This is a genomic window from Streptomyces sp. NPDC127114 (assembly GCF_042677525.1).
Taxonomy (GTDB): Bacteria; Actinomycetota; Actinomycetes; order Streptomycetales; family Streptomycetaceae; genus Streptomyces.
Genome location: NZ_JBHXTJ010000018.1, coordinates 90,543 through 106,094, shown reverse-complemented (window position 1 = coordinate 106,094; position 15,552 = coordinate 90,543). Strand labels below are relative to the sequence as shown.

Sequence of the window (15,552 nt, the reverse complement as noted above, 5' to 3'; positions counted from 1 at the left end):
GCACGCCCCGGCAACGTCGTCGCCGCCGCTCGTGTCGTCTCTTCCGTGGTCATGGGTCGGTCCTCCCCCGCGTGTCGTCGGACGCCTGCCGCCCGACTCGAACACTTTCAGTGATGACCGTAACGCACAGTGACGACATCGTGCTCGCCCTGTGGATAACTTCCCAGACGACCGTCAGAACTCGCCCGCGCCACCCAGACCGCCCGCGGCACCGGGCTGCCTCGCCGCCACGCCCAGGTGCTCGCCCACCCTGTTCACCAGCAGCGTCATCTCGTAGGCGACCTGACCGACATCCGCCTCCGCCGCGCTCAGCACGCACAGGCAGCTGCCCTCACCCGCCGCCGTCACGAACAGCAGCGCCTCGTCGAACTCCACCATCGTCTGCCGCGCGCGGCCCGCCTTGAAATGCCGGCCCGAGCCGCGCGCCAGGCTGTGGAGACCCGAGGAGACCGCGGCCAGATGCTCGGCGTCCTCACGCTCCAGACCGCTGCTCGCGCCCGTCACCAGGCCGTCGTTCGACAGCACGAGGGCGTGCTGTATCGAGTCGACCCGTCGCGTCAGGTCGTCCAGGAGCCAGTCGAGTTCCTTGTCCAGCGCCATGCGTGATCCTCCCCCTGTGTGGTGCGTCCCCGTCGCCCCGTGGTCCCCGCGGTCCGGGGGGCGCGTGCTTCCGGCCGGCCGCACGTGCTCTACCGGTCGACCGTCTTCCGGTCAGCCTTACGCACTGTCGTGAGCAGGGCAAGCACCCGTCACCATCCGCGTGGCGATCGAACGTTCCGTCAGCCGACCGACCGCGGCCGTCCGCTCAGGTGCCGGCTCAGCCCACCGTGTCCAGGAGCCGTGCCGTGTGCATGCGTCCCGCGTACTCGACGAGCCGGATCAGCACTTCCTTCCCGGAGTCGCGGTCGCGCGCGTCGCACAGGACGACCGGCGTGCCGCGGTCCAGGTCGAGCGCGCGCGACACGTCGTGCGCACCGTAGGCGCGGGCGCCGGCGAAGCAGTTGACGGCCACGACGAACGGGATCTTGCGGTGCTCGAAGTAGTCCACGGCGGGGAAACAGTCCTCGAGGCGACGGGTGTCGGCGAGGACGACGGCGCCGAGCGCACCCTGGGAGAGGTCGTCCCAGAGGAACCAGAAGCGGTCCTGCCCCGGAGTTCCGAACAGGTAGAGGGAGAGCCCGGCGCGGATGGTGATGCGTCCGAAGTCCATGGCCACCGTCGTGGTGGTCTTCTGGTCGACTCCCCCGGTGTCGTCCACGGACTCGCCGGCGCGGCTGAGCTGTTCCTCGGTGCGCAGCGGCCGGATCTCGCTGACCGCGCCGACCAGGGTGGTCTTGCCGACCCCGAAGCCGCCGGCGACCAGGATCTTCAGGGCGAGGGCCGTGCTGTCCAGGTCGCCCGCCGGGGTGCTCTCAGAGCGCTCGTAGGCCATCGATTACTTCCCTCAGGATCCGTTCGTCAGGGAGCTGTGCGGGCGGGACGGGTCTGCTGACCTTCACGAAGCCCGCTTCGAGGAGGTCGCCGAGGAGGACGCGCACCACTCCGACCGGCAGGTCGGCGTCGGCTGCGAGTTCGGCCACCGACTGGGTCTCGGCGCGGCACTGCGCGAGCAGGGCGCGGTGTTCGGGACCGAGGAAGCATTCCTCGGCCGGGCCCGGCGGGTCGTCGTCGACGACCACGAGTGCGATGAGGTCGAACCGTACGTTGCTGGGTCCGGGTTTGGTCCGTCCGCCGGTCATGGCGTACGGCCGGACGAGCGGCCCGGCGTCGGCGTCGTACCACCGGCTGCTGTCGACGCCGTCCCGACCGGTGCCGTCGTCGCCGGTGCTGTCATCCCCGGTGCGGTCGTCGCAGGTACCGTCGACGCCGCTGCTGGCGTCGCCGGTGCCGCCGGTGCTGTCGTTGTCCATGGTGTTCTCCGGAATCTCCGGGCTCTCCGGGGTCTCCGGTCAGCCCGCGGCCGGCGGGGTGACCGTGAGCCGCGGCGGGGTGTGCAGGTGTTCGCCGACGCGCTTCACCAGGCGGGCCATCTCGTAGGCGATGAGGCCGATGTCGGCGTGTACGCCGCTGAGGACGGCCAGACAGGAGCCGTCCCCGGCCGCGGCCACGAAGAGGAAGCCGTCGTCCATCTCGACCATCGTCTGGCGCACGCCTCCGGTGTGGAACTGCCGGCCGGCGCCCTTGGCAAGGCTGTTGAAGCCGGAGGCTATGGCGGCCAGGTGCTCGGCGTCCTCACGACTGAGTCCGCTCGAGGCGCCGACGGCGAGGCCGTCGTTGGAGAGCACGACCGTGTGACGGACTTCGCGGACGCGGGTGACGAGGTCGTCGAGGAGCCAGTCGAGTTCGCCGGAGCGGTGGTGGGAGATCCTCTCGTGGTCGATCATTCGTCGTCTCCTTCGGGGGCATGGTCGCTGGATGCGTGGCGGGGGCGGCGGAAGCCGAGGTCGGACCCCGGGACGTGGTCAGGACCGAGGACGTGGTCAGGGCCAGGAGCGTGGTGAGGACCAGGGGCGTCGTCAGCTCCTAGGCCGTGTACGGGTTCGGGTCCGGGACCCCGTACGGGTTCGGCGCCGGGGCCGCGTACGGAGTCGGGCCCGGGACCCCGTACGGGTTCGGTGCCGGGGCCGCGTACGGAGTCGGGCCCGTAGCCGGTGCCGAGGGGCCGTCTGATGCCCGTCTGGCTGCCAGGAGCCGGAACCGGGGAACCGGGAGCGGGGCCGCCGCCACGCTGCCAGCCGTCGCGGTAGGCGGCCATGCGGTCCCGGACCTGCTCCGGGGTCCGCTCGCTCGAACCGTCCCCGCTGCCTCCTGCGGCCGCGGAACCCGCGGCGGCACCTGCCTCCGAGCCGGAGCGTGCCTCACGGAGCTGCGGCACGAGACTCGCCTGCCGTATCCGCCTCGGCAGATCGGTGCCCGGCTCCTCGCTCCCCCCGGCCGTTCCGACTGTCCCGGCCGTGCCGGAAGGGCCGGAAGGGCCGGAAGGGCCGGAAGGGCCAGGCGGTACGGAAGGGCCGGGAGTTACGGGCGAGGAGGGCCGTGGATTCGTACGGGTCGGGGTCGTACGGCCGCGCTGGCGCAGGGCGGTGACGGCGGCCGGTGGCCTGCTCGGTTCCTCGGGCACGGCGACGGCAGGGGGCCTCGGCCGGCGCGGTCCGCCCGGGTCGCGGTCGTCTCCGGGATGTTCGAGGGCCGGGGCGGGCGCGGCCGGCGAGCCCGGCACCGAACGGGGCCCGGGCACCGCGCGCTGCCCGGCTCCCTGTCCCGCACCTGGACCCGACCCGCGGCCAGGGCCAGGGCCAGGGCCAAGTCCAGGACCGGGACCAGAACCAGGACCAGGACCACGACCATGGCTGTGGCCACGATCAGAACCGCGGTCGGCGGCAGCCCCGGTCCCGACCCCGGACACCGCGCCCATCGACGCGGACGGCGCCGCGGAGGGCGACGTCGGCGGCGGCGCCACACCGGCCCGTCCCCGCGCGCCGGAGGTCTCCGCCGCTCCGGCGGCGCGGCCGAACGCCGGAGAGTTCTGCAGCAGGTCGGTCGGGAGCAGGACGACGGCCGTCGTGCCCCCGTACGGCGAGGTCCGCAGGTGCACCTTGATGTCGTGTCGCGCGGAGAGGCGGCTGACGACGAACAGTCCGAGCCGGTCGCTGTCGAAGAGGTCCAGGGCCTCGGACTGGGCGATGCGGGCGTTCGCCTCGGCGAGGCTGTCCTTGCCCATCCCCAGCCCGCGGTCCTCGATCTCCAGTGCGTAGCCGTTGCCGACCGGCTCCCCGCTGACGCGCACCTTGGTGTGCGGCGGGGAGAACTGGGCCGCGTTCTCGATGAGTTCGGCCAGGAGGTGGGTGAGGTCGGCGACCGCGCCGCCGACGACCGACGTCTCGGGCAGCTGACGCACCTCCACGCGCGCGTAGTCCTCGATCTCGGAGACCGCGGCGCGGACGACGTCGGTGAGGAGGACGGGCATGCGCCAGGCGCGGCCGGGCGCGGCGCCGGAGAGGATGATGAGGCTCTCCGCGTGGCGGCGCATGCGGGTGGTGAGGTGGTCGAGCCGGAACAGGTCACCGAGCTCGTTCGGGTCGTCGGCGCGCCGCTCCATGCTGTCGAGCAGGTTGAGCTGACGGTGCACCAGGACCTGGCTGCGACGAGCGAGGTTGACGAAGACACCGGAGATGCCGCTCGCGAGCTCGGCGCGTTCGACTGCGGCGGAGAGCGCCGCGCGGTGGACGGTGGTGAGCGACTCGCCGACCTGGCCGATCTCGTCCTGCGGCGCGGGGCCGGACGGGGCCTCGGCGTGGACGTCGATCTCCTCGCCCGCGCGCAGCCGGCGCATGGCGGCGGGGAGCTTGCGACGGGCGATCTCCAGGGCGGTGTTGCGGAGACTGACGAGCTCGACGACGAGGCCGCGGCCGATGCGCACGGAGATGACGAGGGAGGCTCCGACGGCGGCGAGGCCGAGCAGGACGGCGGCACCGCCCGCGCTGAACGCGCCTCCGCCGAACGGGTCGTGGCGTTCCGTCGCCGCCGCGTGGGCGGCCTTCTCGATGCCGGTGATCCCGTCGCGTACGAAGGCGTGTACCGGGTCCCATTCCCCGGAGGTGACGGCCTGGGCGGCACGGCGGCCCGGGGCGGCGACGCGTACCCGGTCCTCGGCCGCGAGGAGCTGTCGGTACGCGGGCTGTGCGGTGAGGTTCAGCCACGCGCCGCGCTGGGGCGCCGGCAGGTCGGCGGTGGCGGACTCGACGAGGGTGCGGCGGGCCTCGACGGTACCGCCGAAGGCTCGGAGCCGGTCGGCGTCGAGCGAGCCGGTGAGGTGGGCGGCTCCGAGCAGCACGTCCTCGCGGGCGAGCAGCTCGCCCGCGCGGGCCAGTTCGAGCAGTACGCGAGTCTCGGCGCCCGCCTCGGTGCCGTCGATCCCGGCCAGGGCGCCGCCGACCGCGAAGCCCGCCGAGACGGCGGAGGTGTACACGGAATGGAGCTGGTCGACGTCGGCGCGCCCCTCGGCTGCCGCGGTGCGCAGCCTGCTCAGTCCCTCGGCCTGCGCGACGAAGTCGGCGACCCGGGCGGAGACGTCCTCGGGCAGGCTGCCGTTGTCGCCGACCGTGTGCCGGTCGTCGAGGCGGAGCCTCCGGACGGCGGCGTCGGTGACCCGGACCCGGTCCTTGAGCTCGGCGGCGCGCGCGGAGCCGGGAGCGGCCGCCTGCCGTACGGCGGCTCGGCGTTCGTCCTGGAGGGCGGTGACGGCGAGGGCGACCGGCTGCCGGACGTCGGCGTCCACGGCCTGGAGGTGGCGGAGCCGGGCGATGTCCTGAGCGGTGGTGACGGTGGCGAAACCCCACAGGGCGAGGAGCGAGACCACCGGGACCATGAGGAGCGACACGATCTTCGCTCGGACGGTACGGGGCCGGAGCCCGCGGCCTCGGCCGTCTCCACCGCCACCGCCACCACCACCGCCACCGCGTACCGAGACGCCGGCGGGGGCGGGGTCAGAGGCGGAGGACGGGGCGGGGGCGGCGAGAGGGGCGGGGACTGTGGCCCCTGCCTGTGGTGCCGCGGCCGTCGCCGCCGTCTCGGTACGCGGCGGCGCCGGCGCTGCTTGTACGGGTGCGTGTGCCGGTTCCGGTGAGGAACCGGGCTCGGTTCGGCCGCGCTCGTCTCGGCCCGGTCGACCGGATCGACCGGATCCACCGGATCCGCCTGGCTGACCGGATCCGCGGGATCGACCGAATCGGCCGCGTCGGGGTCGGTCAGGTTCCGTTCGGTCGGACGTCGCCGAGGACGGGCCGGCCGCCCCGGCCCCGGCCGTGCGCTCGCGCGCCGCCGTCTCGTCGGCGGGCGGCCCGGCGTGCGCGCGGCGCCCGCGGGCCGCCGTCGGCGGCTGGGCGGAGGCCCCGGTGTCCGGGGTCCTGCGGGGAGTTCGCATGGCCTCCTCGTTCCTTCGTTCACGGACCCGGTGGGAGCGGCGGGGTCCGCTGGTGCTGTGGCTTCCGGCTGGCTGGTCACGCGGCGGCTGTTCGGCGGTCGGTGGAGCTCGCGCTCGGCCGGCGGGGCCGGGCCGCTGGGGACGGGGCGGCCCGGTGCCCCGATGGCTCGAGGACAGGTGACTCAAGGCCCGATGGCCCGATGGGCCGATGGGCCGATGGGCCGATGGGCCGATGGGCCGATGGGCCGATGGCTCAACGGCTCAAGGCCCGCTGACCCAATGGCCAATGGCTCGATCTCAACGGCTCGACGGCATCTGGCCCTCTGGGCCCGGTGAGGGTTCAGATTCGGGCGTCGTGGTGGCGGTGGTCGTGGTCGCCCGGGCCGTGGACCGGGCCCGAGGGGTGGGCGTAGGCGGGTGAGGTGCGTTCCCGGTGCCGGGGCTCCGCCTCCGGGCGGAAGCCGGGAGGCGCGACGTCCACGGCGCGTTCGTCGGGCTCGGTCAGGCGCTCGGCGGAGGCGTAGGCGGCGCGCTCGCGCGCGGTCGGTGACAGGGCGACGAAGGCGGAGGTGATGAAGAGATAGGACCCGAGACCGACGGCGAGCGGGAAGATGAACTGCATGACCGTCGCGCCCGGGAGGGTGGCCGAGGACGGGGAGACTTCGACCCGTACGGCGAACATCCCGGTGTAGTGCATGCTGCTGACCGCCGCGCCCATCACGAGGGAGGCGAGCGCCACCGCTGCCGGGGCGTGGATGTTGAGGGCCGCCCAGAGGGCGGCGGTGGCGGCCACGACCGCGATGACGACGGAGAGGACGACGAGCAGCGGGTCGTAACGCACGTGCCCGTGCAGTCGCAGTGCCGCCATGCCCATGTAGTGCATGCTCGCCACTCCGACGCCGGTCGTCAGACCGCCGATCAGGAGCGATCGGATCCGGTCGCGTCCGTATCCGACGGCGAAGACGCCGACGCCCACGACGGCCATGGCGACGACCAGGCTGAGGAGGGTGAGGGGTACGTCGTAGCGGATGTCCGTGCCGGTGACGCCGAAGCCCAGCATCGCGACGAAGTGCATCGTCCAGATGCCCGTGCCGATCGCGGAGGCGGCGGTGAGCAGCCAGTTGCGGCGCGGGCGGCCGGTCGCGTCGAGGGCGCGTACGGTGCAGCGCAGTCCGAGGGCGGCGCCGATGCAGGCCATCGCGTACGACAGCACAGGTGTCAGCCAGCCATAGGTGGCGTGGTCCAGGTGTCCCATGACCCAGGGACGCTAGTGCGCCCCTGGGGGCGCACTGGGGGCGCATTTCGAAAGCTGATGGAATATGACAGAGAGATGTACCCGAACGATCGCGACAGTCTCGAACATGCGCACAGATCGTTCACTCACACAGGGGAGATTCGGGGCGCCCCGGGCGAAAATCTCACGCCTGTGGGTGACCTGACGGTGAGGGATCATGGGGCACATGAGCGATGACCCCACGCACGTACGGGAGTTCTTCGGCGCTCGCGCCGCCGACTGGGACTCCAGGTTTCCCGACGACGGACCCGCCTACGCCGCCGCCGTCGCCGACATCGGTCTGCGCCCGGGAGACGCGGTGCTCGACGCGGGCTGCGGCACCGGCCGTGCCCTGCCGCCGCTGCGCGACGCCGTCGGCCCCGCTGGCACCGTCGTCGGGATCGACCTCACACCCGAGATGCTGGCCGAGGCGACGAAGGTGGGCCGCGACAAGGACGGCGCCCTGATCCTCGCCGACGTCGCCGGGCTGCCGCTGCGCGACGGCGCGCTCGACGCCGTCTTCGGTGCGGGACTCGTCTCGCACCTGGCCGACCCGGAGCGGGACCTGCGCGAGCTGGCCCGGGTGGTACGGCCGGGCGGCCGGCTGGCGCTCTTCCACCCGATCGGCCGCGCCGCCCTCGCTGCCCGGCACGGTCGCCGGATCACCGACGACGACCTGCGCGCCGAGCCCAACCTCCGCCCCGTGCTCGCCCGTGCGGGGTGGGACCTGGTCGCGTACACCGACGAGGACGACCGCTACCTGGCACTTGCCGTGCGCCGTACGGGGTGACGGCCCCGGCGGTCCGGCGATCGCAGGCGGTGCGGCCGCCGGTGCTCCGAGCCTCAGGCGTCCGGCCCCGGCGATCGCAGGCGGTGCGGCCGCCGGCGCACGGGGCCCGGGCGTCCGGGGGCATGCGCCTCCGGGGCAAGAGCCTCCGGGGCAAGGACGTCCGGGGCAGGGACCTCCGGGGCAGGGACCTCCGGGAGGCATGGCCGCGCACGACGCCCACGCGCCGCTCGGCCCGCCCGTCGGGACGGCTCCAGCTCTCGACGCGCGGGTTACTCACTGGTTAGGGTGCGCCGACGACCAGATGGGGAGGCAGACGTGGGCGAAACGGAACCCACCGCGACCGGCGCGGACGACGCCGTCATGTCCGCGGCGGAGGGCGCCGTCGCAGCCAGCGACGACGACGCGCTGTACGTGCTGACGGCGGCGCTGCTCACACCCGCGCAGTTCCCCAGCGTCCTCGGCGACGACTACCCGGCGGCCTGCGCGGCACTGCGCCTCGAGCCTTATGCGGAGGGCTACGGCCTGGTGCTCGGGCAGGACGGCACGGGAGCCCGGTGGACCGTGGTCGTCGACGACGTGTCGCTCGTCGCCGTCGCCATCGCCTCGTGGGACTGCGGCATGGAGTACGACCTCTCCCCCGACGAGCGGTCCGTGGTGTCCGCGCTGCCGGGCTGGCCGCTCGCCGTCGCCACCGCCGCGCCCGGAATCCCGGCGCCCCACGACCCCGCGCCCGAAGAGGGCTCCCCGGCACCGCTCGCACCGCCGGACGGCAACGCGTGGGGACCGGCGCAGCGGCGCCTGGGCGCCGACATGGTGGCGCTGCAGTGGAACGAGTGGCGCGCCCGGATGGGCGACGAAGGGGCCGGGAGCACAGCCGGTACGGAGGCCGGTGACGGCGGCGGAACGACGACCGAGACCGGGGCGGAGGTCGGCGGCGGCGTGGGCGAGGGCGAGGGCGGGAACGAAGGCGGGAACGAAGGCGGAGGCGCGTCCGAGGTGACCGGCTCCGACCCGTACGAGGGTGTCCGCCGCGCTCTGAAGGAGCTCGGTGAGTACGTCGCCGAGGCGCCGCCCGTCGGTCGCGTGCGGTCCAGCTTCGCCGGCGGCGAGGCTCGGATGCTGCGGGCCGACGGTCCCGGCTGGTCGCTGGTGGCGCGGACCGACGACATGGCCTTCGTGCTCCTCGACGACGAACCGCACGAGGTCCTTCCCGTGACCCGCGGTCCGAAGCTGCCCGCGCTGCTCGAATCGCTGGACGCGATGGCCGTCCGACCGAGCTGACGGCTCACTGCGGGCCCGTCCGGGGCGGCCCGGGCCCGCTCGGGGTCGGCCCAGGCCCGCTCGGGGTCGGGACCCGGCCCAGGCCTTCCCATCGGGACGAATCCGGGCCGGCCCGGGGCCTTCCGGGTCCGGGCTCTACGCGGTCAGCTCGCTGCGCAGCGGTGCGCCCACCTCATGCAGGTGGCCGAGCGCCTGGCGGTAGGAGTCGACGAAGCCGGTCTCGGTGTACGGGATGCCGAGCGCGCGGCAGTGAGCCCGGACCGCCGGCTGGGCGAGCCGCAGGTGCGGGCGCGGCATGCTGGGGAAGAGGTGGTGCTCGATCTGGTAGTTGAGACCGCCGAGGAACCAGTCGGTGAGGACGCCGCCCCGGATGTTGCGGGAGGTCAGCACCTGACGGCGCAGATGGCCCCAGGAGTCGCCGTCCGGGTGGGCGTCGGGCATCTCCATGCCCTTGTGGTTGGGCGCGAAGGCCATGCCGAGGTGCACGCCGAGCAGCATCTGGTGGAGCAGCGCGAAGACGAGGGCCTGGACCGGCGTCAGCAGGGTGAGCAGAAGGGCCGCGTATCCGGCGACATGGGCCAGGAGCAGGGCGCCCTCGACGAGGCGCTCGCGCCGGGTGCGGTAGGGGCCGGTCCGGGAGAGCAGGGCCTGGATGCCGTACACCTTGAGGGCGATTCCCTCAAGGGTGGTCAAAGGGAAGAAGAGCCAGGCCTGGTGGCGGGTGAGCCAGCGGCGCAGTCCGGTGCGGTCGGCGGTCTGGTGGGCGGCGAAGACGAGGACGTCGGCGGCGACGTCCGGGTCCTTGTCGAGGTGGTTCGGGTTGGCGTGGTGACGGTTGTGCTTGTCGTTCCACCATTCACGGCTCATGCCGAGGAGCAGGTTGGCGTGGACGAGCTGGACGGCACGGCCGAGCTTGCGCCGGTCGGTGATCTGGGAGTGGCCGGCGTCGTGACCGACGAAGGCGATGCGGGCGGAGAAGAGGGCGAGGGGCAGCGCGAGCGGCAGGGCCCACCAGGAGGGGCCGATCAGCACCAGGCCGGTGATCACGGCGAGGACGCCGAGGAGGTTGGCGGCGATGTCGCGGGCGTACCAGCCGACGCGTCGTTCGAGCAGGCCCTGTTCCTTGACGGTGCGCAGGAGCGGCGCGAACTCGCTTCCGCCCGGGGTGGCCTGACGGCGGCGGGCGGAACTCGGTTCGGGCGCGGCGGGCGGCGATGCGGGTGCGTCGATCGTCGCGGTGGCCTGAGGCATGGCGGTCTCCGGGATCCGTGGCAGGGCCGTGGAAGGGGCCTGGGGAAGGCCGTCGCGAGGCCCGCGCCGGCTAGGAAAAACCTAGGGATCGGTGATCGTCCGGGACCATGGCGTCACCACCCGGACCCGCTCGGGGGCCGGCCGGGGGCCGGGGGTGGGGTCTTCCCCACCTGCCTCTCTCGGACGTGACGGGGATCACGATGCCGGGGCTCACGGGAGGGCGGTCGCATGGGGTACCCTCGGCCGCTCGGCCCAGTAGTCAAATTTGAGGAATGTGTTGTCGCCGTCTCCGTCGCAGTCGCTCCCGTCCTCCTCTTCACCCTCGTCCCTGCCTTTGTCCTCCTCTTCACCCTCGTCCCTGCCTTTGTCCTCCTCTTCACCCTCGTCCCTGTCTTCGTCCGCCTCGCCCTCTTCGTCTTCGCTGACGGCCGCCGGCGCTGTCACGTCCACGGCGTTGGCCGATGAACTCGCCCGCTGCGCCGCCCTGTTCCTGCCCGCCGACCCTCCGCGCGCAGGACGGATCGCCTTCTGGTCCGCCGAGACGCCCCCTGTCGAGGCCGGCGCCCTCGCCGAACTGACGGTCGTCGACGACGACGTCCGGCCGCGGACCGTGTCGGCGCTGCAGTTGTCCGTACGAGAGGCGCTTCCGGTCCTCGCGCGGGCACGGTTTGCCCCGGACGCCTCGCCGTCTGCGGCCTTCTGGGGCGCGGCTGCCCTGTTCTCGCTTGACCTGGTCGCCCGGGGCCTGCTCCTTCCGGGCCTCACCGCAGGCGATGTTGACGCCTGGCGGGTCGGGCCGCTCGGCGCGGAAGAGGTGGCGGCGCTGCGCGACCTCGCGGCCTCCATGCCGCCCTCGGCCCACGCCGTACCGCTGCCACCTGCCGAGTACGACGAGGGCCTGCCGCTTGCCGACGAGGGCCTGCTGTTGCCCGAACCGGAGGAACTGCTACGGGCGTTCGCCGACGCGGTCGCCGACGTCCTCCCCCGGACCCCGGCCGCGCCGCTCGCGGCCGACGGCCCGGCCTTCGCCGCCGACGAGCACCAGACACCCCGTGCGCTGCCGGAGCACCGGGCCTGGGCTGCGGACGTGGCCGCCGGGCACGACGCGGGAGTCCGCCTGTCGCTGCGCATCGAGCTGGTGACGGCGCGACAGGCAAAGGGAGAAGGGGAAGGGAACACCGGAGCAGCCCAGAACACTGGGCCGGGCGGCGAAGCCGAGCCGACCGGGGCAGACGGGGCAGCCGTGGGCGTCGTCCTCGGCGAGGAGCCCGCGTCGGCCGGGAAAACCGGGTTCACCGCGGATTCGCCGGCACCGTCCTTCCGTGCCGTGCCGCAGCTGCATGCGGTCGCCGACCCCGCACTCGTCGCGGACGCGGCGGACGTCTGGGCCGGTACGGCACCGGCGGGCAGCGCGGGCGACAGCGCCTTCGGGGCGCGGGCCCGGATGGACGCGCTGCTCGCGCTGCGCCGGGCGGCGCGCGCCTGGCCCGCGCTCTCGCCGCTGCTCACCGCGGCCGTGCCGGACGCCGTGGACCTGGCCGACGAGGAGATCGTCGAGCTCCTCGGCCCCGCCGCCCGCGCCCTCGCGGCCACCGGCGTCCGTGTCCACTGGCCGCGCGAACTCGCGCACCGGCTCACCGCCACCGCCGTGATCGGCCCGCCCGACGGGCCCGGGGCGGTCCGCGACGAAGGGGAGGACGGCCGAGACGGCCGGAAACTCCACGACGGCCGGGAAGTCCAAGACAGCGGGGCGGCGGTCCCGGACGGCCGGAACGACGCTCTGCCGTCGTTCCTCTCCGCCGAGAGCCTGCTCGCCTTCAACTGGCGTTACGCGATCGGCGACCAGGAACTCACCCGCGCGGAACTCGACCTGCTCGCCGAAGCCGGCCGGCCGCTGGTGCGTCTGCGGGACCAGTGGGTGCTGGTCGATCCCGAGGAGGTACGCGGCGCCCGGTCGCGCCAGAACCGCAAGCTGAGCCCGGTCGACGCGCTCGGCGCCGTACTGACCGGCACCGCCGAGATCGACGGCCGCCGGGTCGAGGTCCGGGCGACCGGCTGGATGGAACGGCTGCGCGCCCGGCTCGCCGATCCGGAGGGCGCCGGTCCGGAGGGCGGCGAGCCGGAAATCGGTCAGCCCGCCGCCCTGGCGGCGACGTTGCGCGACTACCAGTTGCGCGGCCTCGGCTGGCTGCACCGGATGACCTCGCTCGGGCTCGGGGGCTGTCTCGCCGACGACATGGGCCTCGGCAAGACGATCACCCTCATCGCGCTTCATCTGCACCGGCAGTCCGACCCGGACACGGCGGGCCCGACGTTGGTGGTCTGCCCCACCTCGCTGATGGGCAACTGGCAACGTGAGATCGAGAAGTTCGCGCCCGGCACGCCCGTACGGCGCTTCCACGGCCCGGCGCGCACGCTGGAGGGGCTCACCGGGGAGCCCCTCACCGGAGAGGGACTCACCGGAGAGGGGCTCCCCGGCGACGGACCCGCCGACAAGGGAATCGCCGCCGACGGCTTCGTCCTCACCACCTACGGCACCATGCGGCTGGACGCTGCGCGGCTAGCGGCGCAGTCCTGGGGACTGGTCGTCGCGGACGAGGCGCAGCACGTCAAGAACCCGTACTCGGCGACCGCCCGCGCGCTGCGCACGATCGGCGGCAAGGCGCGGGTGGCGCTCTCCGGCACGCCCGTGGAGAACAACCTCTCTGAGCTGTGGGCGATCCTGGACTGGACCACTCCGGGGCTGCTCGGCGGGCTCGGCGCGTTCCGCGCGCGCTACGCCTCCGCCGTCGAGGGCGGCGGCGATCCGGCCGCGGCGGCCCGACTCTCCGCGCTGATCCGGCCGTTCCTGCTGCGGCGGCGCAAGTCCGACCCTGGCATCGCGCCCGAGCTGCCGCCGAAGACGGAGACCGACCACGCGGTCTCCCTCACCAAGGAGCAGGCGGGGCTTTACGAGGCGGTGGTACGCGAGACCCTGACCGCGATCGCCGAGGCGGACGGAATGGAGCGGCGCGGCCTGGTCGTCAAGCTGCTCACCGGACTCAAGCAGATCTGCAACCACCCGGCGCAGTACCTGAAGGAGGACCAGCCGCGCATCGAAGGGCGCTCGGGCAAGCTGGAGCTGCTCGACGAACTCCTGGACACGATCCTGGCGGAGGAGGCGAGCGTGCTCGTCTTCACGCAGTACGTGGGCATGGCCCGGCTGCTGGAACGGCATCTGGCGGCGCGCGGTGTGCCGACCCAGTTCCTGCACGGCGGCACGCCGGTCGCCGAGCGGGAGGCGATGGTCGCCCGCTTCCAGGCCGGTGAGGTGCCCGTCTTCCTCCTCTCCCTGAAGGCGGCCGGTACGGGCCTCAACCTGACGAGGGCCGGTCACGTCGTGCACTACGACCGCTGGTGGAACCCGGCGGTGGAGGCGCAGGCGACGGACCGTGCGTACCGGATCGGGCAGACACAGCCGGTCCAGGTCCACCGGCTGATCGCCGAGGGCACGATCGAGGACCGGATCGCGGACATGCTGGAGCGCAAGCGCGCGCTCGCCGACTCGGTGCTCGGTTCCGGCGAGGCCGCCCTGACGGAGCTGACCGACGCCGAGCTGGCGGAACTTGTGCGGCTGCGTGGGGAGGACGAGACACGATGACCGCGCACGGGAACAGGAACGCTCACAAGAGCCGACACGAGACCGGTCACCAGACCGGTCATCAGAGCGGTCATCAGAGCGGTCACGAGACCGGTCACGACAACCGCGGTTCCGCCCGCAGGCGAAAGGAAGACACGATCAGCGAGGAACGGACCTTCACGGCACTGCCGCCCGTACGGGGCGGGGCTTTCGCCCGTACCTGGTGGGGTCAGGCGTGGCTGAAGGCGCTGGAGGACACGGCGCTCGACGGCCGGCAGCTGAAGCGAGGACGGCAACACGCCCGGTCCGGTGCGGTCGGCGCGGTGTCGGTGCGGCCGGGCCGGATCACGGCGGTGGTGAAGGACGGGGACGGCACGGCGTACCGCAGTGACGTGCTGCTGCAGGAGCTGTCCGAGGAGGAATGGGACCGGCTGATCGGTCTGGCCGCCGACAGCGCGGGGCACATCGCGGCCCTGCTCGACCGCGAGATGCCACCGCACCTCGTCGAGGACGCGGCGGCGGCCGGCCTCGAACTGCTGCCGGGCATCGGCGACCTGGAGCCGGAGTGCGGCTGCGAGGCCTGGGACCACTGTCCGCACACCGCGGCCCTGTGCTACCAGGTCGCGCGGCTCCTCGACGAGGATCCGTTCGTGCTGCTGCTGATGCGCGGGCGTGGGGAACGGGCCGTGATCGAGGCGCTGCAGGAGCGGAGCGCCGCCCGCGTGGCGGAGCCGTCGGCAGGCTCCGGGGCGGTCGCCGTACGACGGCCGTCGGGCGTCTCGGCGGAGGAGGCCTTCGCGGCGCGGGACATCCTGCCGCCGCTGCCCGCCCCGCCGGTACCGCCCGCCGCGCCGGGTGAGCCGCCGTCGCTGGAAACGGAGACCGACCCGGAGCCGGGGGTGGATCCGACGGCCCTGGAGTTCCTGGCGGCGGACGCGGCCGCCCGCGCCCGACTGCTGATGTCCGGCTCGAGCCCGTTCGGCGAGCCTCCGTTGACGGCCGCTCAGGACGCGGTACGGCTCGCCGCGGGCGCCCCCGCGCCGTGGATCGCGGCGCGACTCGCCAAGGGCTCAGGCCGCGACCGCACGGCGCTCGACCTCGCGGTACGGGCCTGGCGCCTGGGCGGTCGTGCCGCCCTCGCGGTCCTGGAGGAGGAGTGGGACCCGACCCCGGAGGCCCTGCGCCGCGCCGAGGCCCAACTGGCCGAGGCCTGGGACGAGACCGAACGCCCCGCCCTGCATCCGTCGGGCCCGGCCCGCTGGACCGTCGTCGGCACGGACACCCAGCTCCGCCTCGGGCCTGACGGCCGCTGGTGGCCCTACCGCAAGGAACAGGACACCTGGACCCCGGCGGGCCCGGCGGACCAGGACCCGGCGGCGGCGCTGGCGGGGCTGGAGCCTGGCCCCGTCTGATCC

At 73.8% G+C, this 15,552-nt stretch carries 11 protein-coding genes and 1 pseudogene; 4 read left to right on the top strand and 8 right to left on the bottom strand.

The annotated features are described in order from the left end of the window. Positions 1-174 precede the first annotated feature (174 nt). From ACFVGS_RS19945 to ACFVGS_RS19920, 6 genes and pseudogenes are all read right to left on the bottom strand, one after another. Entirely contained in the window at positions 175-600 is a 426-nt protein-coding gene (locus ACFVGS_RS19945) for a roadblock/LC7 domain-containing protein (protein ID WP_384406836.1), read from the bottom strand. A 217-nt stretch (positions 601-817) separates the two neighbouring features. Next, entirely contained in the window at positions 818-1,432 is a 615-nt protein-coding gene (locus tag ACFVGS_RS19940) for an ATP/GTP-binding protein (protein ID WP_384406838.1), read from the bottom strand. Next, positions 1,413-1,910, bottom strand: a complete 498-nt coding sequence (locus tag ACFVGS_RS19935; RefSeq protein WP_384406840.1) for a DUF742 domain-containing protein — start codon at positions 1,908-1,910, stop codon at positions 1,413-1,415. Before ACFVGS_RS19935 ends, ACFVGS_RS19940 begins: the two co-directional genes overlap by 20 nt. 39 nt (positions 1,911-1,949) lie before the next feature. Next, on the bottom strand, positions 1,950-2,384 hold the full coding sequence (locus ACFVGS_RS19930; RefSeq protein WP_384406842.1) for a roadblock/LC7 domain-containing protein: 435 nt from the start codon (positions 2,382-2,384) through the stop codon (positions 1,950-1,952). Further along, positions 2,381-5,923, bottom strand: a complete 3,543-nt coding sequence (locus ACFVGS_RS19925) for a nitrate- and nitrite sensing domain-containing protein (RefSeq protein WP_385693204.1) — start codon at positions 5,921-5,923, stop codon at positions 2,381-2,383. The genes ACFVGS_RS19930 and ACFVGS_RS19925 overlap by 4 nt, the downstream gene beginning before the upstream one ends. Before the next feature lie 490 nt (positions 5,924-6,413). After that, positions 6,414-7,178: pseudogene (locus ACFVGS_RS19920) on the bottom strand (MHYT domain-containing protein); the annotation flags it as partial. Between the two features lie 205 nt (positions 7,179-7,383). Between ACFVGS_RS19920 and ACFVGS_RS19915 the strand changes: the two are divergent. Further along, positions 7,384-7,986, top strand: a complete 603-nt coding sequence (locus tag ACFVGS_RS19915; protein WP_385693203.1) for a class I SAM-dependent methyltransferase — start codon at positions 7,384-7,386, stop codon at positions 7,984-7,986. Positions 7,987-8,346: 360 nt separating this feature from the next. Next, a complete protein-coding gene (locus ACFVGS_RS19910) occupies positions 8,347-9,267 on the top strand; it encodes a hypothetical protein (protein ID WP_385693229.1) in 921 nt (306 codons plus the stop codon). 135 nt (positions 9,268-9,402) lie between these two features. Here the strand turns inward: ACFVGS_RS19910 and ACFVGS_RS19905 are convergent, their stop codons facing one another. Both ACFVGS_RS19905 and ACFVGS_RS19900 read right to left on the bottom strand, forming a co-directional pair. Beyond that, entirely contained in the window at positions 9,403-10,518 is a 1,116-nt protein-coding gene (locus ACFVGS_RS19905; protein WP_384406848.1) for a fatty acid desaturase family protein, read from the bottom strand. A 210-nt stretch (positions 10,519-10,728) separates the two neighbouring features. Next, entirely contained in the window at positions 10,729-10,968 is a 240-nt protein-coding gene (locus tag ACFVGS_RS19900; protein WP_385693202.1) for a hypothetical protein, read from the bottom strand. Between the two features lie 4 nt (positions 10,969-10,972). On the opposite strand from ACFVGS_RS19900, the gene ACFVGS_RS19895 reads away from it, so the two are divergent. Both ACFVGS_RS19895 and ACFVGS_RS19890 read left to right on the top strand, forming a co-directional pair. Next, positions 10,973-14,158, top strand: a complete 3,186-nt coding sequence (locus ACFVGS_RS19895; RefSeq protein ID WP_385693201.1) for an SNF2-related protein — start codon at positions 10,973-10,975, stop codon at positions 14,156-14,158. Then, the gene (locus ACFVGS_RS19890) at positions 14,155-15,549 is read left to right on the top strand and encodes an SWF or SNF family helicase (protein WP_385693200.1); all 1,395 of its coding nucleotides are present in this window, start codon (positions 14,155-14,157) and stop codon (positions 15,547-15,549) included. The genes ACFVGS_RS19895 and ACFVGS_RS19890 overlap by 4 nt, the downstream gene beginning before the upstream one ends. The last annotated feature ends 3 nt before the right edge of the window (positions 15,550-15,552 follow it).